A 23,212-nucleotide genomic window follows, 5' to 3' on the forward strand; every position below is an offset into this window, starting at 1 on the left:
CGCGTTTCTTGCTCGGGAGATGATGCTGGTGCGCTCTGTGCTTGGGATGCTGGTACTGGCGCCGCTGCTGCTCGGCATGGCGTGCGGCGGCGCGGACTCCGAAGAGCCCGGCTACAGCGGCGGCGGGAGCGGCGTGGGCGCCACCGGCCAGACCGGCGGAGCGGGCAGCGGAGGTCTGCCGTCCGGCGGCGCGGGCGGCGGCACCGGAGCGATGCCCTCCGGGGGCACCAGCGGGGGCGGGGGCAGCGCGGGCGCAGCGGGTGGTGCGGCCGGAAGCGGTGGCGCGTCGATGGCGGACTGCGTTCCGATGCCAGCGTGCGACGCGGCGCTGCCCGCGTTCAGCAAGCGGCCGTGGAAGCACTCGACGGTGAGCCCGATCATCGTAGCCACCGGGTTCGCCAACCACCGCGGTCGCGACTTGATCCTCCAGCCGGGCATGCCCCAGTGGGTGCTCGGCAAGATCGCCTACGGCGTCACGGACAAGGACCTCAAGGACGAGGAGGTCGACATCTGGCTGAACCGCGACTGTGGCTCGGGCTGGGAGAAGCTCGGAACCGCGGTCACGACCCAAGATGGCCAGCACCCGACGGTGGAGGGCGCCGACGACACCGGCGGCCGCATCTACTTCCAGATCCCGGCGTCGAAGGCCCTCGGTATCGGACGCCACCGCATCCACATGGTGGTCGCCGGTGATCTGTCCGGCGCCGAGCAGTACATCGAGGTCGTCCCGCCGGGCACCGTGTATTTCGTCACCGACGTGGACGGCACGCTCACCAGCAAGGAGACCGAGGAGTACTCGGCCATCCTCACCGGCGCCGTGTCGGACGCGAATCCCGACGCCGGCAAGGCGCTGACTCTCTTGGCGCAGAAGGGCTACCGGCCGTTCTACCTGACCGCACGCCCGGAGTTCCTGGTGGGGCGCACCCGCGAGTTCCTCGACGTCAAGGGGTTCCCCCTCGGGGTCGTGCACACCACCTTCGCGCTCGGTGCCACGGGTGGCGCTGCCGTCAGCTTCAAGAAGGCGGAGCTCGACGAGCTCAAAGGGCGCGGCTTCGTCGCGGCCTACGCCTTCGGCAACACCGACTCGGACGCCGACGCCTTCTTCCTGGCGAACATCGAGCCGGCCACCCACCGCATCTTCTTCCAGTACACGGACGCCGCCCACGGCGGCCGGCGCATCGAGGCCTACACGGAGCTCTTGGGCGAGTTCGGCGCGCTCGGCAAGCCCTGCAAGTAGTGCGCGGCTCGCCAAGCCGGGAGCCCGGCATTACGTTGCCCCTCGGTTCATGAAGCTCTCCTGGCGCATCGCGACCGTGCGCGGCATCGCCATCCGGGTGCACGTCACGTTCTTGTTCATCGTGGCGCTCGGGGCTCTGGAGTGGGGGCTCTCCCACGGCGCGGTCGGCTTCGCGTTCGGAGCGCTGCTCGTGTGCCTGCTGTTCGCCTGCGTCGCGCTGCACGAGCTCGGGCACAGCCTGGTGGCGCAGCGCCTTGGCGTCAGCGTCCGCGAGATCCTGCTGCTCCCGATCGGCGGCGTCGCGCGCCTGGGTCGCGAGCCCAAGACGGCGCTGCACGAGCTGCTCATCGCCGTGGCAGGTCCGCTGGTCAACGTGGTGTTGGCTGGGCTCTTGATCGGAGCCAGCCTGCTCTTCGCCGGAACCAGCTGGTTCTCGGGCGGCGGCTTCATGAAGGCGCTGATGGCGCCGCCCGCGCCAGCGACCCTCCTGGCCGCGCTGATCGCCGCCAACGTCGCGCTCGCGGTGTTCAACATGATCCCGGCGCTGCCCATGGACGGCGGGCGCGTCTTTCGCGCCATCCTCAGCTTCTTCTTCGGCAAGCTGCGCGCTACCAGCATCGCGGCGACCGTGGGGCAGCTCCTGGCGGCGACCCTGGCCGCGATCGGCCTGATGAGCGCGAACCTGATCCTGGTGTTCATCGGCATCTTCGTCTTCCTGGGGGCGGCGCAGGAGCGCGTGACGGCGAAGACCATGGCGTCGCTCACGGGCCTGTCCGCCGGGGACGCGGTCGATCCCCGCGCGCTCACGCTCGAGCCCGGTGACATGCTCGCGGGCGCCATGCAGTACGCGCTGCGTTCATCACAGCCGCACTACGCCGTCGTGCTGGGCGATCGCGTCGTGGGAACCCTCGGTCGCGAGGAGATCCTGGACGCCGTGCGGCGCCAAGGCCCGTTGACCTTCGTCGCGGGGGTCATGAACCGAGACGTCGAAGAGGTGGCCTCGGCCGAACCGCTCTCGGAGGTCCGATCGCGGCTGATCGAGCGCGGCGGCCGGCCGCTGTGCGTGCGCGCGCCGGAGGGATTGATTGGCCTGATTGGCCTGGAAGACGTGGCCCGGGCGGCGACGATGGCCGACCTCTTGCACCACTTTCCCGCGCGCTAGGGGGGTGTCCCTGATTCCCGCTCCGCTGACCGCAGCGAACGCCACGCGACGTTTCCGGTCCGTCGAAACAGCCGCCGCCGGCCCCGGCCGGCCTTCGCACTCGCGTCCCAGTGGCGGAACGTGATCTGATCATGGCAAGACTGCTCGGGTGATCCCGGGCGCCCCTCTGCTAGACTGTTCGTCGTGCGACGTTCGATCTCGGGGCTGGCGGTGTTCCTCGCGGTGGCCACGGCGTGCGCGTCCGATGACGGCGTCGCCGCGGATCCGGCGCCGAGTTGCACGCCCGGCAAGCAGGAGGACTGCCCCTGCCCGGGAGGTGGCAAAGGCGTGCAGGTGTGCGGCGCCGACGGCACGTCCTGGGGCGCGTGTACCGGCTGTGCCTCGGGCAGCGGCGGCGCTTCCGGCAGCGGCGGCTCCCCGTCCGGGGGCAGCGCGGGAGCAACTGGCGGCGCGGGCGGTGCGGGCGGCGCGAGCGGGAGCGGAGGCGGCGGCGCGACTGGCCCGTTCTCGCTGACCGACTCGCTGAAGGACGGCAGCCCCAAGGGCACCGCGGTGGGCGGCACCTACGGCTCGAACGGCTGGACGGTCACCGCCAAGACGGATCGCATCTGGTACGCGCTGCCGCGTCTGGTGCAGGGCTCCATCGAGTTCACGGTGGCGGGCATCACCACCGCGAACCTCACCCTCGCCGATCACGAGATCTTCAGCCTCTACGACGCCGGGTACGGCATCACCGAGCCCATCAACTACAACCCCGAGTTCCGGGACAACCACTACAAGCAGCTGATCCGCATCTACGGACAGCAGGTGCCGGATCGCCTGGGCGAGCAGAAGTTCATCATGCTCATGTGCCCCGACGGTGCGCCGGGATACGGCACATGCAAGTGTGCCAAGAGCTTCTACGACGGTGACGGCTGGTGGGGCGGCAACCCGACCTGGGACGGCTCGCCGAGCAAGATCAAGGTGACCTGGGGCAACGGCAAGGCCACCTACGCTCGCGACGGAGTGGACGTCTGGACCAACGACTACTCGCAGACCGGCCTGGTCTTCGGCCCGTCGGAGCTGCACTTCACCATCGGCTGCGCTCGGCACGACGCCATCGGCGACGCCGGCATGCCCATCGGCGCCACCTTCAGCGACGTGGTGGTGCAGGGCACGATGGGCCCCGCATCCACCTGCAATTGATCAGCCCGTGGGCGGGACGACCTTGTCGTAGATCTTGAAGTCGTCGAAGTCGCCCATGGCGTGATCGGTGGAGTTACAGCCGAGGTTGCCGATGTACATGTTCAGCGGCGACGGGGGCGCCGAGGTCGGGAAGGTCTTGGTGGCCTGCGCTTTCTGTTGTCCGTCCAGGTAGATGGTAACGGTGATCTGGCCGCTGTTCTCCTGCCAGGTGACGGTGATCCGCGTCCACTGGTCCTTCACGAAGGTCAGGCTGGCGTTGTCCACCGTCGCGATGGGCGTACCGGGCATGCCGAAGGTGAGGCCTTGCTCCGGGCTCGCGGTCTTCAAGAGCTGCATGTACGTATTGGTCAACGAGAAAAGCTTGTGAGCGAGGCCGTCGTTCTTCTCGAACCTGGGTCGGAAGAAGAAGTCCAGCGTGCCCGACTTGGGATCGATGTTCCCGCTGGCGGCGTACTTCACGCAGTCGCTGCTGTGGTCCACGACGAACACGCCCGCGCAGGGCCCGGGCGAGGTGAAGGTCCCCACGACGTAGCCCGCCTGCGGAGCCTTCATGAACGCGGGGGTCTGCGCGGCGCCCTGATTGTCCAGAGTCGTGTGCAAGAGCAGCGCGCCCTGGTTCGCCGAGGGGACGCCGCAGCTCGCGACGTTCCCGCCAGAGCCGCCGGAGCCGCCGCTGGCGCCACCGGAGCCGCCACTGGCGCCACCGGAGCCACCGCTCGCGCCACCGGAGCCACCGCTGCCCGAGGAGCCGCCGCTGGCGCCACCGGAGCCGCCACTGGCGCCACCGGAGCCACCGCTCGCGCCACCGGAGCCGCCGCTGCCCGAGGAGCCGCCGCTCGCGCCACCGGAGCCGCCGCTGCCCGAGGAGCCGCCCGCGCCCGAGCTGGCGCCTGACCCCGCGCTGCCACCCGCCGACGATCCGCCGCTCGCGGTCGCGCCCGCGCCGCCGGTTCCGTTGCTCGCGAACTCTTCGCCCCCGCACGCGATCACCGAGCCGAAGATCGCAGCGCCCCAGGCCAGCCGATATCCTCCCATGCAAGCAAGGCTAGCACGGCGCGCGCCATCGGCAGTACCGTCGCCGTCGATGCACGAGAACGAAGCGTTGATTCGCAGGTTCTATGCGGCCTTCGCGCGCTCGGACGGCGAGGGGATGGTGGCCTGCTACGCGAGCGACGTCGCCTTCTCCGATCCCGTGTTTCCGGACCTGAAAGGTGCACGCGCGGCGGGCATGTGGCGCATGCTCACCCAGCAAGCCACCGACCTCGAGATCGAGGCCTCCGGGATCACCGCCGACGACCATAGCGGCCGCGCGCACTGGGAAGCGCGTTACACGTTCTCGGCCACCGGTCGCCGCGTGCACAACGTGATCGATGCGCGCTTCGTGCTGCGCGACGGCTTGATCGTACGTCATGACGACGAGTTCGACTTCTGGCGTTGGTCCCGCCAAGCGCTCGGTGTGCCAGGCCTGCTCCTGGGCTGGACGCCGCTGGTCAGGAACAAAGTGCGAGCCCAGGCCGGGAAGGCCCTGGATCGCTTCCTGGCGAAGGCGTGAGCAGGTTGAACTGGACGAGGCGCTCGTTCTAAGGTCCCGCCCGGCCAGGGAGGGCCGGGCGGCGCATGAGCGAGAAGACCGAAACAGGCAAGAGCGCAGGAAGTCCGGGCGCCGACACCGCCGCCCTCGACGACGTGAAGCAGCTGGGGCTCGGCGCGGCGATCGTCTCGCTCGGCTACGTGTTCTGGGTCGTCGGGGCCATGGAGATGGTCGAACGCTTCGCCTACTACGGGGTGAAGGCGGTCGCGACGCTCTACGCGAAGGCCCCGGTGCGCGACGGCGGGCTCGGCGTTCCGATGTCGCAGTTCGGCATCATCCTGGGAACCTGGGCCTGGGTGCAGTCCGTGGTCCCGGTCTTCACCGGCGGGCTCTCGGATCGGTATGGCTACAAGCAGACCATCTTCGCCTCGACCGTGATCAAGATCTCGGGCTACCTGGTGATGGCCTCGTTCCCGACCTTCTACGGCTTTTTCGCGGGAGCGATGCTGCTCGCAGCCGGTACTGCGGTGTTCAAGCCGGGCATCCAGGGGACGCTGGTCAAGGCGACGAAGCGCGAGAACAGCTCCATGGCCTGGGGCATCTTCTACCAGACCGTGAACATCGGCGGCTTTTTGGGCCCGCTGCTCGCCGGCTACATGCGCAAGATGCAGTGGCGCTACGTGTTCCTGTCCTGCGCAGCGCTCATCGCCCTGAACTTCCTGTTGCTGCTCACCTACAAGGAGCCGGGCAAGGAGGAGCGCCTGGAGCGCGCACGGCTGGAGAAGGCCGGCGGGATCAGGCGAGAGGCGCTCTGGAAGGAGTCGCTGCGCGAGCTCAAGAAGAAGCACGTCTGGCTGTACCTGCTGATCTTCTCGGGGTTTTGGTACATGTTCAACGCGTTGTTCGACGTGCTCCCCGCGCACATCGAGGACTGGGTGGACACGCGCGACATCGTGAAGAGCCTGTTCGGCACGGGCGGGACCGAGTCCGCGTTCGTGAAGTTCTTCGTGGTGATGAACAAGGAGGGGACGGAGATCCTCCCCGAGGGCATGCTCAACCTGAACGCGGGGTTGATCATGACCACCTGCTTCCTGTTCGCGTGGATGAGCGGGCGGCTGCGCGCCACCACCAGCATGGTCATCGGCACGCTGTTGGCGACGGTGGCGATGTTCCTCTCGGGGTACTCGACCCATGGCTGGATCTCGGTCGGCGCCATCCTGATCTTCAGCGTGGGCGAGATGCTCTCCAGCCCGAAGTTCAGCGAATTCATCGGAAACTTCGCGCCGGCCGACAAGAAGGCGATGTACCTGGGCTTCTCCCAGATCCCGTTGGCCATCGGCTGGGGCCTCGAGGGCTTCACGGCGCCCGCGCTGTACGACCACTTCGCGTCCAAGGATCGCTTCGCCCGGGAGCTCCTGGCCGAGCGGGGCATGGATGCCGCCCAGCTCGCGGCAGTCAAGCAGGGGGAGGCCTTCGGGGAGCTGGTCAAGTTCACCGGAGAGTCCCGCGAGCACCTGACCCAGCTGATGTATTCGACCCACAATGTCGGCGTGGTCTGGATCATCATGGGCGCGATAGGTGTCGTCACGGCCATGGGGATCTACGCTTACGGCAAGTGGATCCGGACGATCATCAGGAGCTAGCTCGGAGCTCACGCTTCGGGCGGCGCCGCCTCTTGCTCGGGGCGGGCGCCGTGGCGGGCGCGGGGGCGCTCGACGCCTTCGCGCTCGAGCCGGCCTGGCTCGCTGTGACCCGGCACGAGGTCTCGGTGCCTGGGCTGCCGCGCGCCTTGGAAGGCCTTCAGATCGCGCAAATCACCGACGCCCATCTGAAGGCGATGGGTCGGGTCGAGCGCGCGATCGTGGACACGGTCCGGCGCGGCCAGATCCAGCTCGTGGTGCTCACCGGGGACATCGTCGATCGTCCCGCGGGCCTCGCGGTGCTCGCGGAGCTCTGTACGGGTCTCCGGGAGGCGGGCGCTGCCATCGTCGCGAGCTTGGGCAATTGGGAGCACTGGGGAGGCTTCACCGCGCTGGGGCTCGCCCGGGAGTACGAGCGGCTGGGGGCACGTCTCCTGGTGGACGAGGCCGCCGTGGTGGCGGGCTTGATCGTGACCGCGACGGACGACGGCTACGCCGGGGCGCCGCGCTGGGACCGCACGCTCGCTTCGCTCGGCGCGGTCGCGGGCTCGGGCGCCCCGAGGCTCCTGCTCACGCACAGCCCCGCGATGTTCGATCGCGTCCCCTCCGAGGCGCCGCGCTTCGACCTCGCCCTCGCCGGGCACACGCATGGCGGGCAGGTGCGCCTGGGGCCCTGGGCGCCGCTCGTGCCTCCGGGCAGCGGGCGCTACGTGCAAGGCTTCTACGACACGCCCGCCGGCAGGGGCTACGTGAGCCGAGGAACCGGGACCAGCATCGTGCCCGCGCGCTTCCTCTGCCGGCCGGAGCTGCCCGTGTTCAGACTGGCGCGGGCCTGAGTCAAACCCGACCCTCGCTGTCTTGGCACGCCGGATCGCGCCCGCCACTGAGGTCGAGACTCACGAGAACACCGGCGGGGCCGGCGCACTCCCGCAGTCAAGTGGGCGTCGTCGCCAAACGTTTCCTGCTCGCGTCTCGACGAGAATCCAACCGCGCGGCGCGGCGGCGAACGCGGGCGCGAAAGGGCAAAGCCCAATCAGAACGCGTCGGTGAACGAGAACACGTAGGCCGCGCTCAGGCCGACGCTGTAGACGGGATCACTCGAGTCTTCGACTCCCGCGAACAGCACGTCGCTCTTGCCGTGACCGACCCAGACCGCGACCGGCAGCTCGCGGCGCGCCCCGGCGGTCAGCTCCAGGTGCCCGTCCACGCGGCGCGAGATCCGACCCACGCGCACGCGCAGCCCTGCGTCGAGGCCCACGCCGACCAGCTCGAGGTGCGCGGAGCCGAGGGGCGACGCTGCGGTCAGCCGCTTCCAGTCCACGGCGGATCCAGCCAGCAGGCGCAAGCCCGGGGTCAGGACCGGTGCGTAGCGCGCGCTCGCGCCCGCGCCGACAGTCAGCGACGAGCCGACCTGCTCCGGGCCCCCGCCGAAGTAGCGCCGCTCGATGTCGGCGAGGGCGAGCCCCCCGACGCCGAGCCATGCGCTGACGCGTAGCTCCAGCGGGCTCGCGAAGACCAGGCCAGCTCCGACCTCGACCGAGAGCGAGCCCGGGCTCTGGTCGCCGCCCGAGCCGAAGTCGTCGGACCCTCCGATGGCGGCCAGATCGACGTCCGTGACGTGGCGGTAGCCGGCTCCCGCCGCGAGCAGGGCGTCGTTGGTGGGCTCGGCGCCGGCCGTCACGGGTGCGAGCCCGAGGCCCGCGACGAGCGCTGCACTCCGAATCATGGCTTCGCGGGCTGGAGCACGGCGCGTGCCAGCTCGGTTCGCGCACAATGCTCGTTGAGCCGCCGCCTGGGTCTCCACCGCGGTTCACACGCCAATGACATGGAGATCAGACTCGGCTAGACACCCGTCATGGCCGCCGACCCGCGCCCCGCGGAGCGCTTGCTCCAGAGCGACACGCCAGCCGCATGGGCGAGCGTGGCGGCGGACGACCTCGGGGCGACCCTGGCGGACCACGCGCACTGCGAGAAGAAGGCGAGCGCCAGCGCCATCGCGCTGATCAACGACTACCCCGAGGACGCCGAGCTGGTTACGGCCATGGCGCGCCTCGCCGAGGAGGAGCTCGGGCACTTTCGGGAGGTCCACGCGCTGCTGCTCGCTCGCGGCGTCGAGCTGACGCGCGACCGTGGGGACCCCTACGCGCGCGCTCTGATGGGCCTCTTGCGCCAGCCGCAGGAGCTCCGAAAGCTCGACCGCTTGCTGGTCGGGGCGCTGATCGAGGCGCGCTCTTGCGAGCGCTTCCGCTTGTTGCGCGCCGAGCTCGAGCGCCGGGGCGAGACGGAGCTCGGGGCGGTGTTCCGGCGCCTGGAGGGGAGCGAGGCCGGTCACGCCGCGCTGTTCGTCCACCTGGCGGAGCAGCGCTTCGGTGTCGAGCCGACGCGAGCGCGGCTCGGCGAGCTGGCCACGGCAGAGGCTGGCATCGTCGCCGAGCTGCCGCTCGTCGCGCGGATTCACTAGGCTCACTTGCTCTTCGGCTTCGGCCACGGGATTTCGCCGTCGGCGAGCTCCACTCCATGCTCGCTGAGCGCGCGACGGCTCTCGAAGCAGAGGTCGTACTCGCGATCGGTGGTCAGCACGCTGCCGCCGCCGTCCTCCATCAGACAGCCGCGGTTCGGGCAGTGGTCGAGCCCGAAGGTGTGGCCGATCTCGTGGACCGCGACCTTGCCCAGCCGAATCCGCGCGTGCTCGGCGTTCTTCGCCTGGCGCTTGCAGCGGAACGAGGAGAGCACGCAGGCCGCGCCGTCGATGGTCGCGAGGCCCAGGATGCCCCAGTCGTCGATCTTGCCCTTGGTCGTGCTGATGTCCACGCCGGTCAGACCGAGGATGCGGCTGCCCCCCGCCGGCAAGCGTGGCTTCAGGAAGTCGAGCAGCTTCTCGGCGCGGTAGCGGCCGCGCTTCGGGTAATACGCGGACTTCGGCAGGTCCACGCGGCCCAGCGTCTTGACCTCCACGGCGTAGAACGCCGCGAGGGCGCGCACGACCATGGCGACGTCGGCGTCCGGCAGCGCCTTGCCCAAGGCCTGCACGTAGATCAAGCGTTCGTTCGCGGCCGCGTACCCTACGGGAGCCCAGAGGCCTCCCGTCATGAGACCGGACAGAGCCAGGAAGCGGCGTCGAGTGTGACGAGTCATCGCGCGCTCTTCAGCTTAGCAAGCGTTTCGGGGTCGAGCCGCACCGGCTCGTGCGGCAGCTTGGCCAGCGAGAACTCGGCGAGGGCTTCCCGCGGCGATATTCGCTCGGGCACGTCGAGCCCACTGGCTCGCGCCGCCCAACCGACCAGCGCCCGCGGATCGACGCCGCGCGCGCGGAGCTCCGCCAGGCTCAGGTCGTCTGCGCGCTTGGCGAAGCGGCGACCGGAGGCGTCCACCACCAGCGGCACGTGAACCCAGCTCGGGTGGGCGAGCCCGAGCGCGCGTTGCAGGTGCGCCTGCCGGGCGGCGCTCGGGAGCAGGTCGTCCCCGCGCAGCACCTCGGTCACTTCCTGGAAAGCGTCGTCCACGACGACCGCCAGCTGATAGGCGGGCGTGCCATCGCGGCGTGCCACCATGAAGTCGCCGACCTCGGTCTGGACGTCGAACGCCGCGGGGGCGGCGAACGCGTCGGCGATCGCGAGCGCGCCCTCCGGCACACGGAAGCGCAGGCTCACCTCGCGCCCCGTGCGTGCGCTCGCGGTCTCGATCGAGTCGAAGCGACCGCGGCAGGTGCCGGGGTAGCGTTGCTCCACGTCCCCTTGCTGCGGCGCGCCGAGCGCGGCGCGTACGTCGGCGCGCGAGCACACGCAGGGGTAGGTGAGGCCCGCGTTCGAGAGCTGGCTCACCGCCGCCCGCAAGCGCTCCATCCCGGCCGATTGCAGGAGCATCGGCCCGTCCCAGTCGAGGCCGAGCCACTCCAGATCTCGAACCGCGGCCTCGACCATCCCAGGCCGCACGCGGGGCGCGTCCAGGTCCTCCATGCGCAGCACGACGCGGCCAGCGCGCGAGCGCACGCTCCACCACGCGAGCAGGAACGAGCGGGCGTGACCGAGGTGCAGCTGGCCCGTTGGGCTCGGCGCCAGGCGGCCGACGGGAGCAGGGCGTTCGGGCATCGCGGGCGAGCGCCATGTTGCTCGACGCGGCGCGCGGGCGAAAGGTCACATCTTCTCGACGGACTTGAACATCTCTCGGACGAACGAGGTGCGAGGGCGGATCAGCAACACGCGCCCCGCGAGCGGGCGGACGGTGATGCGCGCCCCGGCCGGGAACCCCACGTCGGAGTTGAGGAGATCGTCGCGAAACACGTAGCGGTCCCCGTCCGAGGTGCGCTCGGTGCTCTCCACCTCCGCCCGTGCCGTGCCAGCCATTGCCACTACGCCCAGCGCCAGAGCGGCGGAAATCCCGAACCGAACCATGTTGTCGTACCTCCGGCAGTTGGAAACCGGAGAGTCCTAGTCCTTGGGCGCCTCGCACTTGCAGACCGCCACCCGCGCCTCGCTGTCCTTCACGATCTTCTTGGCGCGGTCGCAGCGCTCGTGGGGGTCGCCCGCCAGCCGGCAGACCGAGGCAGCCGCTCGCCGCAGCGACTCCATGGCCTTGCAGGCCTCCGGGCAGCGGGTGTCGCCCGCGGCGAGGGGAGTGGCGCTGCCCTTCGCGGCCTTGGTGCCGGCCAGCAGGTTCAGATCCGCCAGCGCTTGATCGAGCGCCTTCTCCGCGTCGCCCAGCGTGGCGGGCTCTCGAGCGAGCGAGCGCTTCGACTTCTCGCGCTGCTCGTCCGCCTTCACGTCGTCCAGATCCTTCGTGGAGCCGAGCGTCGGCGCGGGCTCGGGTGCGGCGGCAGCTTGGCCGGGCGCCGACGGCGCTGGAGCGCCGGCGTGCTCGGACTCTTCAGGCGGGGGCGGTGCCTGGCTCGTCGGCGCCTCGCTCGCCGGTGCCTCGTCCTTCTTGCAGCTGCCCAGCGCGAGCGCTGGCAAGAGCAGAGCCGCGCACCCGAGCCGAATCCAGCTCACTCCCCGTTCTTCTCGCATTTGCACACCGCGATCCGCGCTTGGTTTTCCTGCACGATACCCTGAGCGCGCTTGCAGCGCGCGTTCGACTCCCCGGCCAGGCGGCACACTGCGCCGGCGGCGCGCTTGAGCGAGGCGAACGCCTTGCAGGCGTTCCCGCAGCGGTCGGCGCCCGCGGCGAGACCACCGGCCGGGGCGGCGCTGGGTGCAGGCGCCTTCTTGGCCTCGGCCTTCGCCGGGGCCTCCGTGTCGGCGGGTCGGGCCGGCGGCGGGGCAGGATTCAGCTCCGCGCGCGCCTTCTCCAGCGCGGCCTCGGCCTCGGCGACGCTCGCGAAGTCACCCTCCGTGCGCGCTCCATTCTCGTCTTCTGCAGGAACGGCGGCGCTCGAGGGCGCTGCCGTCGTCGGCGCCGGGGGCGCCGTGCCGTAGCCCGGCTGCTGTGCCTGGGTCATCTGCGACTCTTGCGCCGCGCCCGCGGGGCTCGCCGGCTCTTGTGCCCGGCGCGGGGCGCACGCCATCGCGACGAAGCCGAAGAGGAGCGAGAGGACGACGTGACGGGGGCGCATGCGCAGGGCTCGGCGGGAGAAGGGTACAACCAGTGAGACGGGTCAGGCAGGGAATCGATGGCGGCGGCCTTCTCTCGAAAAGCAGAAGGCCCGCGCGGGTCTTCGACCGTGGGAAAACGGTCGAGCCCGGGCGGGCCTTACAGCCCCGAGCAGCCGCTCAGTTGATTGCGTCCGGCTTCCTGTAGAGGGTCACCACCGCCGCGCCGCCGAGACCCAGGTTGTGCTGGAGCGCGATCTTGGCGCCCGGCACCTGGCGCTTGTCCGCCAGGCCGCGCAGCTGCCAGTTCAGCTCCGAGCACTGCGCGAGGCCGGTGGCCCCGAGCGGGTGGCCCTTGGAGATCAGGCCGCCGGAGGGGTTCACCACCCACTTGCCGCCGTAGGTCACGGCGCCGGAGTCGATCAGCTCGCCGCCCTTGCCGGCGGGACACAACCCGAGCGCCTCGTAGGTGATGAGCTCGTTGGTGCTGAAGCAGTCGTGCAGCTCGATCACGTCGACGTTCTCCGGACCGACGCCCGCCTGCTCGTACGCGGTCTGGGCGGCCTTGCGGCTCATGTCCGCGCCGATGATCTTGATGCAGCTCCGCTCCTCGAACGTGCTGGCGAGGTCGGTCACCATCGACATGCCCGCGATCTCGATGGCCTTGCCTTCCAGCTTGTGCTGCTTGACGAAGTCAGCGCTGGCCAGGATGGCGGCGCCCGCGCCGTCCGAGGTCGGGCAGCACTGGAGCTTGGTCAGAGGCGCGTAGACCTCCTTGGCGTTCAGGATGTCCTCCAGCGAGTACTCGTCCTGGAACTGCGAGTACGGGTTGTTCACCGAGTGCTTGTGGTTCTTCCAGCCGACCTTGGCGAACTGCTCGGCCTTGGTGCCGTACTTCTCCATGTGCTCGCGGCCGGCGTTGCCGAACAGCTGCGGTGCGGGCGGAGCCGGCGCGAACTCCCGGAGCTCCATCATCAGCATCATGTGCTTGTCCATGGGGTTCACGCGGTCCATGAACTTCGCGCCGAGGGAGCCCTTCTCCATCTTCTCGAAGCCGACGGCCATGACGCAGTCGGCGAGCCCGCCTTCGACCAGCTGCTTGGCCAGGAAGAGCGCGGTCGAGCCGGTGGAGCAGTTGTTGTTGACGTTGTAGATGGGGATGCCGGTCAGGCCGAGCCCGTAGAGCGCGCGCTCACCGCTGGTGCTCTCGCCGTAGACGTAGCCGGCAGCGGCCTGCTGGATCTTCGTGTAAGGGATGCCCGCGTCGGCGAGCGCCTTGTCGCCCGCCTCCTTCACCATGTCCGGGTAGTCCCACTCCTTGGCGCCCGGCTTCTCGAACTTCGTCATTCCGACGCCCACGACGTAGACTTTCCTGCCCATCGGTCTCTCCCTGGTTCACGGCCGGTGGCGCCCCAGAGGGGTGCGCTCCGACGCTCGGTCTTGGCAGACCGGATACGCCAGGATCCGGGGGCAGGCAAGCCCGGTCAGGTCGTCATGGTGTGCCGCAGCTGCACCAAGGATCTTCCTTCGCTTCCTTGGCACAGATCCAGTCCCACTTGCCGGCGCTGCAGCAGAATGGATCGCGCTTGCAGACGTGCGCCGCGCACTCCGAGCAGGTGGCGCTGAGCGCGCTTCCGGCCTCGCACTCGCTGTGCGCGCAGCTCGATGGCCCGCCGGCGCACACACCGCGGCACGCCCCGATGGTCTCACCCGCGAGATCCACGCAGGACACGTCCCACTTGCCGTTGACCGCGTCGCAACACGACGGCTTCAGGATGCACACCTGAGCCGCGCACGGGCTGCAGTCCTTGGTGAGGGCGGTGCCGGTCTCGCACTCGCCGTGGCTGCACGAATGCGGCACAGCGTCGGCCTTGGTCGCCGGCGGAGGCCCGCAGGTGATGCTGCGCGGCGCGCCGACCAGGAGCTTCTTCTCCTTGCCTTTGTCATCCACGGCGTAGGCGTAGATCGTGTGCTTCTTGCCGTCTTTGAGCGTCGCCGGCAGCGCCGCCGAGAAGCCGTGGTTGGCCGAGCCGAGCTTCTTGGCGAGATCCGCGCGGTTCTGGTCGGCCTTCAGCGTCAACTGCTTGGTGTTCTTGCCGCCGAGGGGCCCGTCGAAGCTGAGCACGACGTCGACGGCCGCCTTGGGGGCGTCCGGGTCCTGAGCCCAGCCCTTCACGCCGTCGTCGCAGCTGGCTTTCTCGAGCTGGCCCTTGGGCGGATCGTTCTTGGGCTCGTCCTCGACGCCCTTGCGCCGGATGGCGATGTAGGCGCTGCCGAAGCCACGGGGCTTGTGGATGCAGCCGACCTTGCAGCCGGAGCACTCGTAGGCCATCGCCTTGCCACCGCCCGTCCACTTCTCGAACAGGACGATGTGCCCCTTCGAGCCGGTGTTGTAGACCAGCGCGTCTCCCGCCTTGAGCTCGCTCTTCTTGATCGGGTACCAGTGGGTCTTCTGGTAGCGGAAGTTGTAGGTCGAGTACGGGTGGCGATCGACCTTGGGCGAGCCCTCGTTCGGCACCTGCCAGGCCTGGGCGACGAAGCCCGAGCAGTCCGCGCCGTACTCCGGGCCACCCTTCGGGGACGCCCAGTGGCTGCACTTGCCGCAGCTGCCGCTGCACTTGCCGGGGTAGGCCTTGCTGGTCGGGTCCCAGCGCCCGTGACCCCACCAGTAGGAGTAGCCGACTCCACTCTGGGCGAGCGCCAGGATCTCCTCCCGGCTCATGGCGGCGGTGAGCGCCTCCTCCGTCGAAGCGAGCTCCTCTTCGTCTCCCGGCTCGCCGACCTGCACGGCGCAGGCTGGCGCGACGGCCAGGCACGCCCAGAGCGCGAGCAGCAGCGACAGGATCCGCGCCTTCATGGCGTCACCTTCACGATCGAGACACCGCTCGCGGCGACCTTCATCACGTACACGTTGCCGTCGTCGCCGCGCTTCACGTTTCGGAACACGTCCTCCACGCTCTCCGAGTGCGGCAGCGGGACGCGGTGCTTCTCGTGTCCGCCGGAGTCGAGCACCACCAGGCTCGCGCTCTCGAGCGGCGGGGTCTCCGGATCGGGCTGCTCGGACTCGGTGACCACGCCGAGCAGCGTGCCGCCGCCCTTCTTCGCCGCGAGCAGCGTGCGCCGCGCGACACGCTCGCCGAAGGCGACGTCGGCGAGGGCGCTGGGATCGCCCTCCGGGAGCGCGACGCGGTAGAGCGCGACGTGTTTGGGATCCGCGAGGTCGGCCTTCAGCGCCGTGCTGCCGTCGAGGGCCTGCCCGGGCACCACGCTCTTCTCCACCGGCGCGCCGGCGGAGCTCGCGACGTGGACCAGGTAGTCGTCGGAGAGCTCGACGTAGTAGCCGTCGCCATGCTTGACGAGCGCGGTGATCAGCGACGGCTCGGGGATCTCGTCGCTCTCCAGAGCGAGCTCGCTCTTCAGCTGGCCGGCCCCGTCCACGAACACGATGGCGGCGGGCGCGTGCACGTCGAGCAAAGCGTAGCCGCCGCTCTCGAACAGCTCGACGTCGTCGAACGCGCGCGCGGGGATGGGCACGCTCTTCTCGAACGCGCCGCCGCTGAACTTCTGGATCCTGGCGTTCTCCTGATCGAGGACGTGGACTCCGCCGCTCGCGTCCGCCACGAAGCTCTTCGGTCCCTCGGGCAGACCCTCTTCGGGGATGTTCTGTCCGAGCTGGCCGTCGCTCTTGCCTCGGCCGGCTTCTAGTACTGGTGTAATCGACGGTGGGTCGTCGGGTGGCTCGCTCGAAGCAGGTTGCTTCTTCGAGCAAGCAACGATGGCAACCAAGGCGAGCGCTGCGCTCGCGTGTCGTGTCCCCCAGGCCTGGAATCGTCGGTGGAACGGCAACATGGCACCTCTCTTCGGGACCGTTGAGACAACGATCCCCACATGAGCGTACCACTGCCCAGGTTCACATACCTACGCCTACAAAATTCTGGTGGTGGCGGATCAGAGCTCAGCGCCGCGCGACCAGATAGGCGAGCCAGCCGGGTTGGTTCTTCGCGCGCAGGCGGGGCCGGAAGATCTCCTCGTCGGAGTCCGGATCCGAGCAGTCCCAGTACACCTGCACGCTGCGGAACCCCGCTTCTTCGAGCAGCTCTTGCAGCTCCGGCAGCGTCCAGAAGCGCCAGTGGTAGCTGAAGGCCTGTTTCAGCTTCGACCCATTTTTGAACTCGAAGTGGATGTAGTTCACCACCTCGTGGGTGATGGGGTCGAACTGGTTCTGGTCCCAGACGTAGGTGAAGCCGCCCTTGATGCGGCGGCGCTCCTGCATCGGTTGCTGCGCCTCCCAGCCCCCGTAGGCGTCGAGCACGAACATGGAGTCCTTGCCGAGGAGCGTGCGCACGTGAGCGAAGTAGCTGCGGAGCTGCTCTCGCGTCCGGAAGACCCAGTAGCTGAAGTTGAAGGCGCACACGACGTCGAACTTCGCTCCCAACGGATCGCGGACGTCCTGCCGCAGCAGGCGCACCCGCTCCCGAGCGTCTCCCAGCCCGGCCAAGTTGTGCTGCGTGCCCCAGCGCAGCACCTTCGGGTCGATGTCCACGCCGGTCGCGGTGCGAGTCTCCGCGCGCTGCACCCACTCCGAGCAGATCAGCGCAGAGCCGCAGAAGTCCTCCAGCAGCGAGTGAGGCCGCCGCCGGTACAGGGCGCGGTAGACGTGGTCGATGAAGTCGACCTCCACCTTCGCGTCCTGCACGCTGAGCTGGTAGAGCACGTGCTTGTCGGCGTTCTTGGCCGTCAGCGCGGGGGTCTTCTTCTTGCCGGCGGACCGGCGGGCCTTTTTGCGTTTTGACTGTGCCACTTGAAAACGGCGGCCCTCGTACAGCCGGTAGTGGGTGAACGCAAACTTCTTCGGCGGCGTTGTTCACGGCTGCTTCGAAAACCCGTAGCCTGGTCGGCATGCGGTGCGTATGGGGTGTGACGCTGGTTGGGCTGCCGCTCGTGTTCTGGGCATGTGGCGGCGAGGACTCGGACGCAGGCGCCGGCGGCAGCGGTGCGAACGGAGGCAAGACGAGCGGCGGAGCGGGTGGCGCGAGCGGCGGAGCCGCGGGCGCGAGCGGCGGAAGCTCTGGCAGCGGCGCGACCGGTAGCGGAGCGACCGGCAGTGGCGCCAGCGGTGGCGCCGGAGGCAGCGGCGGTGGGGCGGACGCCGGCTGTGATCCGAAGCCGCCGGCGGGCGACGGCGGGCTCGACTGCAACGCGACGACGGGCGCCGGCGCACCGCTGCCGACCTGCAGCGCGACGAACCCCTGCACGAAGTACCTCGCCACGTACACGGGCCCGATCACCACGCCCACCGACGTTCCGGTGTGCAAGACGACCAACGCCAAGCACCCGGCCTTCGACGACGGCGCGCCGGAGAGCCGGCAGGGTATCGACGGCACGCCGCGCTACGCCTGCGCGCACTCGCCGAGCCCGAGCGCCGCGTTGCCGCTCCTGGTCTACTTCCACGGCAGCGGCGGCGGCGCGGAGAACGTCTACGACACCTCGCTCCTGCGCCAGAAGGCCGCGAGCTACGACCTCAGCGGGGACCCGCAGAAGAAGGGCTTCGCGCTGCTGAGCATCCAGGCGAGGAACCTGCACTGGCCCACCGCGACCAACCAGGACGGCTCCAAGCACGACACCTTCTACCGGGACCTCGGCGGCTGCTCCACGAACCCTGACTTCGCGAACGCGGACGCCTTCATCGACGCCTGGGTAGGGAGCGGCAAGGTCGATCCGAAGCGCATCTACGTCACCGGCTGGTCCAACGGCGGGCGCTTCGCGCAGGCCTACGCCATCGCGCGCCACGAGCAGCCGAGCCCCGGCGGCAACCGCGTGGCGGCGGCGGCGGTCTACTCGGGCGCCGATCCGTTCCATAACACCCAGGTCGGGCAGACGCCCTCCTGCCAGCTCGCGCCCTACCCAAAGAGCAGCGTGCCGATCTTCATCGTCAGCGGGTGGTGCGATCTGATGCCTTGCGACGACGCGCAGGCCGCCGAGATCGCCAAGGGCAGCGAGCTCGCTCCTGGCTCGACTATGTCCACCTGGGTCTCGGATCTGACGGCGAAGGTCGGCACGCCGACGGTCCAGTGGCTCAAGATCAAGGGCACCGGCGAGGTCGTCACGAGCTGCATGCCCGCCGCGACCTGCGGCGCGCTGGTGGCGACGTTGATCCACACGGACTGGCCGGACGGCATCGCCGGCACGGCCGGCGGGGTCGTGGACCACGAGCCCGCCATGCTCGACTTCCTGCGCCAGCACCCGCTACCGTGACGGCACACTCTGGCACGAACTCGCGGCACGCGCCTTGCTCCCAAGGCACGCCCATGAAGCAGATTGCAGCGCTCGGAGTCGTCCTGCTGGCGACCGCCTGCGGCGGCGAGGCGGACAACTCCGGTGGGACGGGCGGTGCCGGTGTAGGTGGTTCGGCGGGCACTCCCGGCACGGGCGCGCAGCCCGGGACCGGTGGCGCCCCGGCGACCGGGAGCTTCGCGTGGCCAGCGGAGAAGCCGTCCTTCACGCTCACCACCACCAAGAAAGAGCAGACGCTGACCGGACCCGGTTTCGCTACGACTCGGCTCGACCTCCGCCAGAGCGCGGGCGCGTTCGAGGCAGCGCTCGGCTCCGAGGTCGCGTGCAGCGTGACCGTTGGCGCGGCAGCGGTCAGCTTGAGTGGGTGCGGCAAGGCCAACTCGGTGACCATCGAGGAGCTGGTCTTGCCGCGGGCTGCCGACGGCGCGCTCACCGGAAGCTTCCAGGCGCGCTCCCGCTACAGCGGGTTGTTCCAGGGCGACATGCTGGTCAACGAGGTCACGGAGTTCTCCGGCACGATCGCGTTCGACGCCCAGCCACCGGGCCTCGACATGTACGCCCAAGGCGTCCTGCCTTGGCACAAGGTGAACGTGCTGGTCAGCGAGGGAGTAGATCCAACGCAGCTCGCCGCCGCGGTGTCGCTCAGCGTGGCGTCCGGCGCACCGCCATCGCTCGCCTGGAAGGCCGAGCCCGGAGCGCCGGCGTGGACCGGAGCCCGAGCCCTGGTCGGTACGTTCACGGACTGGGCGTCCCTCGCGGGTGGTTCCTCCTTCGACTTGGCCATGGGCCCAGTGAACGACCTGAACGGCAACGCGAGCCTCGCGATGAAGGCCAACGTGAAGGTGGTCGCCCTCGGCAAGCTGCTGGTCGTCCACGACCTCGAGGCCGGCTCGAGCCTCGCAACGAGCGGGCCCGCCGCGCATCAGGACGGCACTACTGCCGGGATCTGCGAGGCGGGCGCTTGTGTGAGCCTGGGTCCCGGCGACAAGTGCCAGGCCCCCGTCGGCGACGTGCGAGGGCTGCTCGAGGTAAACGGCAAGACGAAGGTGCGCCTGCGCACTCGGGTCATCGCCGACTCTGCGACTGCAGTGCCCGAGTTCGAGCTTCGCCTCTACGCACCGAGCGGCGAGACCTCGACCACCGCGGTGGGGCACTTCGACGGCAGCGCCACGGCAGCTGCGCTCACCCTGGGCTACGGAGCGACGTTCGGCGACGACGTCGTCCCGCTGCCCGCGGCAGGCTCGGTCGTCGGCTTTCAGCTCGCCTTGAAGAGCGGCCCGGGAAACTACTTCTGCAATCCGGGCCCGACAGTCGCGCTGGTGCTGGAGAAGATCGGCGCCGAGTGAACGCGTCTACTTGTCGATCACGACGATGCCGAAGCTCGGATCCTCGTAGAGCCTGTCGAACGTCGCCGCGAACTTCTTCTCGACGTTCTTGCGCTTCACCTTCAGGGTCGGCGTGATCTCGTCCTGGTCGAGGGAGAACTCGCGCTCCAGCAGGAACACGCGCTTGACCTGCTCGACGCGGGAGAGCTTCTGATTGCCGCGGTGGACCGCCTCCGCGATGCGCTGCCGGAGCTCCGGGTGAGCGGTGACCTTGCCCATCAGCTCGTCGAGCCCCTCGGGCCGCGCCAGTGGGTTCTCCATCAACGCCTTCTTCATGCGGGCTACGGTGGAGTCGTCGGGGCCGATGCCCTTCTGCACGGCCCAGTCGATGGATTCGATGGGGCTCACGGACACGATGGCGGTCACGTAGGCGCGCGTGTCGCCGTGGGCGTGCACGTGGCTGATCAGCGGATCCTGGTGCTTGATCTCGTTCTCGATGTTCGCGGGGGTCAGGTTCTTCCCGCCGGCGGTGATGATGATGTGCTTCTTGCGATCCACGATGAAGAGGAAGCCGGCGTCGTCGCGCTTGCCGATGTCGCCCGTGTGCAGCCAGCCGTCGGCGTCGATGGTCTCGGCGGTGGCCTCGGGCGCCTTGTAGTAGCCCTGGAACACGGTCTTGCCGCGGATCAGGATCTCGCCGTCCTCGGCCAGCTTGTCTTCGACGAACGCGAGCGGCTTGCCCACCGAGCCCAGTCGCACCGCGCCCGGGCGATTCACGTGGGTAACGACCGTCGCCTCCGTCATGCCGTAGACCTCGAAGATGGGGAAGCCGGCGGCCCAAAAGAACTCGATGATCTTGCGAGGGATGGGCGCCGCGCCGGTGACGAAGTAGCGGACCTTGCCGCCGAACACGGCGCGCAGCTTCGAGAACACCAGCTTGTCGGCGACGGCGTGCTTGAGCTTGAGGCCGAGCGGGATGGGCTTGCCGGCCTGCCACAGCGCCACCACCTCGTGGCCCACGCCTTCGGCCCAGCGAAACGCCTTCTGCTTGCCCGGTGGCGCCTTCTGGACCTCGCCCTGGATGCGCGCGTAGGCCTTCTCGAAGATGCGCGGCACGCTGCCGAAGATGGTGGGCTGCACCTCCTTCACCTCTTCGAGCACGGCGGGCACGCTGCTGGCGTAGGCGGTGGCGGTGCCGTAGTTGATGCGGCCGTAGAACGCGAGCACCCGTTCGGCGACGTGGGCCATGGGCAAGAAGCTCAGGCCGCAGTCGTTCTCGTCGAACTCCATGATGGTCGAGCTGCCGAGCAGCGTGACGATGTTCTCGTGGGAGATCATCGCACCCTTGGGCGGCCCGGTCGTGCCGCTCGTGTAGACGATGATGGCGGTGGTCTTCGGATCCACCTTGCTCGCTCGCTCGTCGATGCGACCGCGCTCCGGCTGCTGCTTCAGGGCGTGGGAAAATGGCTCGATCCAGCCCTCGCGCTTCAGCGTGTCCTCCAGGCCGCGGGGCTCCCAGACCAGCGCCCGTTCGAGCTTGGGCAGGCTGGCCTTGGCGGAGATGACCTTCTCGAGCTGCTCCGCGTCCTCGACGATGACGAAGCGCGAGTCGGAGTGCTCCAGGATGTAGGCGAGCTGCTCGGGGGTGAGCGTGGGGTAGGCGCCGACGGTGATCGCGCCGGCGAGGAGGCCGCCCATGTCGGCGATGCACCACTCTGGGCGCGTGCTGCCGACGATGGTGATCTTGTCGCCGGGGTTCAGTCCGGCGTCCATCAGCCAGCCCGCCAGCGACGCGGAGGCCTCGTAGAAGTCACGCCAGGTCGAGGCCACCCACTGTCCGTCGAGCTTGCGCTTCCAGGCCGTGGCGTGCGGCGAGCGATCGACCCGACCGAGGAACAGCTCCGGCAGCGTCTTGCAGCTGGGAGTCACGGGGCGAACGGGGTGCTTGGGGGGACGGATCTGGTCGAGCATGGGGAGCGCGAGCTTATCCTGGGTCGCCTGGATCCGCGCTCACTTCTTCTTGGGCGCGCAGCGCACGCGCACGCCCCAGGTGCGGTGGTCCGCGGTGTAAGCCACCAAGATCGCGTCGCCCGCGGCAGCCACGGACACGTTGACGAACGCCCTCGACCTCGAGAGCACGCGCGAAGGCCCGAGGCCATTGGCGCCCAGCGCGGAGAGGTGGAGCTCCTGCGGCGCGCCAGGCTTCGACTCCGCCGGACGCGCGTGGGCGAGCCAGGTCTCGCCGCAGGCGCGTCCGGTGGCGACCGGGGCGGGATCCAGCCCGTTCGGATACATGCGCCAGGTGACTGGGGCGCCCATCTTCGGCCGCTCGCCGAGGTCGATCTCGGCCAGCCCGAAGCCGGTCACGTCGCGCTCGATGGCGACGAATCCCCAAACGCCTCCGTTCGGGCTGACGCCCCCCACCACCTCGGTGAGCGACTGCGCGGATCCGCCGACCCACGCCACGACGTCGTCTTCCAGCACGACCTTTCCGCCCCGCTCGCCGAGGCGCCTCGCGTGCAGTGGGGTCATGCCGGTGCGGCCTTCCAGGGTGAGCGCCAGAGCTCCGTGCGCGGTCTCGACGAGCGCCACGCTGCTGGCGGCGGCACCCTCCGGGGACAGCCGCAGCGTCTCGCCACCTGAGACCCAAAGCCGCGCGGTGGCATCGCCGCCGGGAGTGGACGGGCGGGCGACGTAAGCGACGACTGCGCTCTCCCCCACCGAGGCAGCGGCGACCCGGGTGCCGTCGCGGGCGTCCTCCGCCAGCACCTCGAGGCCGCCACCAGAGAGCCTCTTGCCGACCAAGCGCCCCTTCGAGATCCAGTAGGCGAAGTCCCCGGTGATCGCCGGCCCTCGTGCGTATTGTGCGAAGGCGCCGCCGTCGAGATCGATCGCCTCGAGCAGCGACTTCGGATCCTTGGAGAGCGCCGCGAGCAGGAGCTGATCGTCGCGCGTGATCAGCACCACGCCGCGCGGGGTCGCGCTGGCCGGACCCGCGGGGCCGACGTCGGCGAGCTCCGGCGCTTCGGCGGGCGTCGCGTCCGCGAGGCCGCCGGCGTCGAGGGCTTCTTCGCGCTCGACGCTCGTCGCGGTCGGCGCTGCGGAGTTCGCAGCCGGCGGCGTCGGGGTGCTCGGCGTGGGGGCGGGGCTCGGGCGCTCGCGCTGGCAGGCGAGCGCGAAGAGAGCGAGCGCCGAGAGCGCGGCGGCCCCGGAGTGCATGGCCTGGTGTGCCACAGGTCTGGGTCCGCTGGGGCCAAAAGCCCTGGATTCTGCGGCCTCGGGGCCGCTGATGAATTCGATATTGACAATCATT

22 protein-coding genes and 1 pseudogene are annotated in these 23,212 nt (G+C 69.6%); 10 read left to right on the forward strand and 13 right to left on the reverse strand.

The genetic code is table 11. The annotated features are described in order from the left end of the window. Positions 1-28 precede the first annotated feature (28 nt). From HS104_36875 to HS104_36885, 3 genes are all read left to right on the forward strand, one after another. A complete protein-coding gene (locus HS104_36875; protein ID MBE7485531.1) occupies positions 29-1,237 on the forward strand; it encodes a phosphatidylinositol transfer protein in 1,209 nt (402 codons plus the stop codon). Positions 1,238-1,286: 49 nt separating this feature from the next. Continuing rightward, on the forward strand, positions 1,287-2,399 hold the full coding sequence (locus HS104_36880; GenBank protein ID MBE7485532.1) for a site-2 protease family protein: 1,113 nt from the start codon (positions 1,287-1,289) through the stop codon (positions 2,397-2,399). A 183-nt stretch (positions 2,400-2,582) separates the two neighbouring features. Next, positions 2,583-3,584, forward strand: coding sequence for a hypothetical protein (locus HS104_36885; protein MBE7485533.1), 1,002 nt, complete (start codon positions 2,583-2,585; stop codon positions 3,582-3,584). Here HS104_36885 and HS104_36890 read toward each other — a convergent pair whose 3' ends face one another. Further along, positions 3,585-4,184 (reverse strand): hypothetical protein, encoded by a 600-nt coding sequence (locus tag HS104_36890; protein MBE7485534.1) that lies wholly within the window; start codon positions 4,182-4,184, stop codon positions 3,585-3,587. It lies immediately after the preceding gene. Positions 4,185-4,241: 57 nt separating this feature from the next. On the opposite strand from HS104_36890, the pseudogene HS104_36895 reads away from it, so the two are divergent. From HS104_36895 to HS104_36910, 4 genes and pseudogenes are all read left to right on the forward strand, one after another. After that, positions 4,242-4,379 (forward strand): annotated as a pseudogene (locus HS104_36895) (spore surface glycoprotein BclB). A gap of 289 nt (positions 4,380-4,668) precedes the next feature. Further along, positions 4,669-5,136 carry a nuclear transport factor 2 family protein gene (locus HS104_36900; protein MBE7485535.1) on the forward strand — a complete coding sequence of 156 codons (468 nt, stop codon included), beginning with the start codon at positions 4,669-4,671 and terminating at the stop codon, positions 5,134-5,136. Between the two features lie 65 nt (positions 5,137-5,201). Beyond that, positions 5,202-6,758, forward strand: a complete 1,557-nt coding sequence (locus HS104_36905) for an MFS transporter (protein ID MBE7485536.1) — start codon at positions 5,202-5,204, stop codon at positions 6,756-6,758. Next, the gene (locus HS104_36910; GenBank protein MBE7485537.1) at positions 6,731-7,591 is read left to right on the forward strand and encodes a metallophosphoesterase; all 861 of its coding nucleotides are present in this window, start codon (positions 6,731-6,733) and stop codon (positions 7,589-7,591) included. Before HS104_36905 ends, HS104_36910 begins: the two co-directional genes overlap by 28 nt. Before the next feature lie 197 nt (positions 7,592-7,788). Here the strand turns inward: HS104_36910 and HS104_36915 are convergent, their stop codons facing one another. Continuing rightward, the gene (locus tag HS104_36915) at positions 7,789-8,481 is read right to left on the reverse strand and encodes a hypothetical protein (GenBank protein MBE7485538.1); all 693 of its coding nucleotides are present in this window, start codon (positions 8,479-8,481) and stop codon (positions 7,789-7,791) included. A 129-nt stretch (positions 8,482-8,610) separates the two neighbouring features. Between HS104_36915 and HS104_36920 the strand changes: the two genes are divergently transcribed. Continuing rightward, positions 8,611-9,216, forward strand: a complete 606-nt coding sequence (locus tag HS104_36920) for a tRNA-(ms[2]io[6]A)-hydroxylase (protein ID MBE7485539.1) — start codon at positions 8,611-8,613, stop codon at positions 9,214-9,216. Between the two features lie 2 nt (positions 9,217-9,218). Here the strand turns inward: HS104_36920 and HS104_36925 are convergent, their stop codons facing one another. The 9 genes from HS104_36925 to HS104_36965 all read right to left on the reverse strand — a co-directional run bounded on the left by HS104_36925 (position 9,219) and on the right by HS104_36965 (position 17,081). Further along, positions 9,219-9,890 (reverse strand): matrixin family metalloprotease, encoded by a 672-nt coding sequence (locus tag HS104_36925; GenBank protein ID MBE7485540.1) that lies wholly within the window; start codon positions 9,888-9,890, stop codon positions 9,219-9,221. Next, entirely contained in the window at positions 9,887-10,843 is a 957-nt protein-coding gene (gluQRS, locus tag HS104_36930; protein MBE7485541.1) for a tRNA glutamyl-Q(34) synthetase GluQRS, read from the reverse strand. The genes HS104_36925 and gluQRS overlap by 4 nt, the downstream gene beginning before the upstream one ends. Positions 10,844-10,888: 45 nt before the next feature. Further along, positions 10,889-11,146 (reverse strand): hypothetical protein, encoded by a 258-nt coding sequence (locus tag HS104_36935; GenBank protein ID MBE7485542.1) that lies wholly within the window; start codon positions 11,144-11,146, stop codon positions 10,889-10,891. Between the two features lie 36 nt (positions 11,147-11,182). Further along, positions 11,183-11,740 (reverse strand): hypothetical protein, encoded by a 558-nt coding sequence (locus tag HS104_36940; GenBank protein ID MBE7485543.1) that lies wholly within the window; start codon positions 11,738-11,740, stop codon positions 11,183-11,185. Beyond that, entirely contained in the window at positions 11,737-12,303 is a 567-nt protein-coding gene (locus HS104_36945; GenBank protein MBE7485544.1) for a hypothetical protein, read from the reverse strand. The genes HS104_36940 and HS104_36945 overlap by 4 nt, the downstream gene beginning before the upstream one ends. A 157-nt stretch (positions 12,304-12,460) precedes the next feature. Next, positions 12,461-13,660, reverse strand: coding sequence for a lipid-transfer protein (locus HS104_36950; GenBank protein MBE7485545.1), 1,200 nt, complete (start codon positions 13,658-13,660; stop codon positions 12,461-12,463). Positions 13,661-13,772: 112 nt separating this feature from the next. After that, positions 13,773-15,137, reverse strand: coding sequence for a C40 family peptidase (locus HS104_36955; protein ID MBE7485546.1), 1,365 nt, complete (start codon positions 15,135-15,137; stop codon positions 13,773-13,775). Next, positions 15,134-16,129 carry a hypothetical protein gene (locus HS104_36960; protein ID MBE7485547.1) on the reverse strand — a complete coding sequence of 332 codons (996 nt, stop codon included), beginning with the start codon at positions 16,127-16,129 and terminating at the stop codon, positions 15,134-15,136. The genes HS104_36955 and HS104_36960 overlap by 4 nt, the downstream gene beginning before the upstream one ends. A 106-nt stretch (positions 16,130-16,235) precedes the next feature. Further along, a complete protein-coding gene (locus tag HS104_36965; protein ID MBE7485548.1) occupies positions 16,236-17,081 on the reverse strand; it encodes a class I SAM-dependent methyltransferase in 846 nt (281 codons plus the stop codon). A 98-nt stretch (positions 17,082-17,179) separates the two neighbouring features. Here HS104_36965 and HS104_36970 point away from each other — a divergent pair, with 98 nt between their 5' ends. Continuing rightward, a complete protein-coding gene (locus HS104_36970; protein MBE7485549.1) occupies positions 17,180-18,535 on the forward strand; it encodes a hypothetical protein in 1,356 nt (451 codons plus the stop codon). A gap of 53 nt (positions 18,536-18,588) precedes the next feature. After that, positions 18,589-19,920 (forward strand): hypothetical protein, encoded by a 1,332-nt coding sequence (locus tag HS104_36975; GenBank protein MBE7485550.1) that lies wholly within the window; start codon positions 18,589-18,591, stop codon positions 19,918-19,920. A 6-nt stretch (positions 19,921-19,926) separates the two neighbouring features. Here HS104_36975 and HS104_36980 read toward each other — a convergent pair whose 3' ends face one another. Next, complete coding sequence (locus HS104_36980; GenBank protein MBE7485551.1) at positions 19,927-21,870, reverse strand: long-chain fatty acid--CoA ligase; 1,944 nt, start codon at positions 21,868-21,870, stop codon at positions 19,927-19,929. Between the two features lie 39 nt (positions 21,871-21,909). Then, positions 21,910-23,118 (reverse strand): hypothetical protein, encoded by a 1,209-nt coding sequence (locus HS104_36985; GenBank protein MBE7485552.1) that lies wholly within the window; start codon positions 23,116-23,118, stop codon positions 21,910-21,912. Positions 23,119-23,212: the final 94 nt, after the last annotated feature.

Source organism: Polyangiaceae bacterium, from assembly GCA_015075635.1.
Classification (GTDB): domain Bacteria; phylum Myxococcota_A; class Polyangia; order Polyangiales; family Polyangiaceae; genus JADJKB01.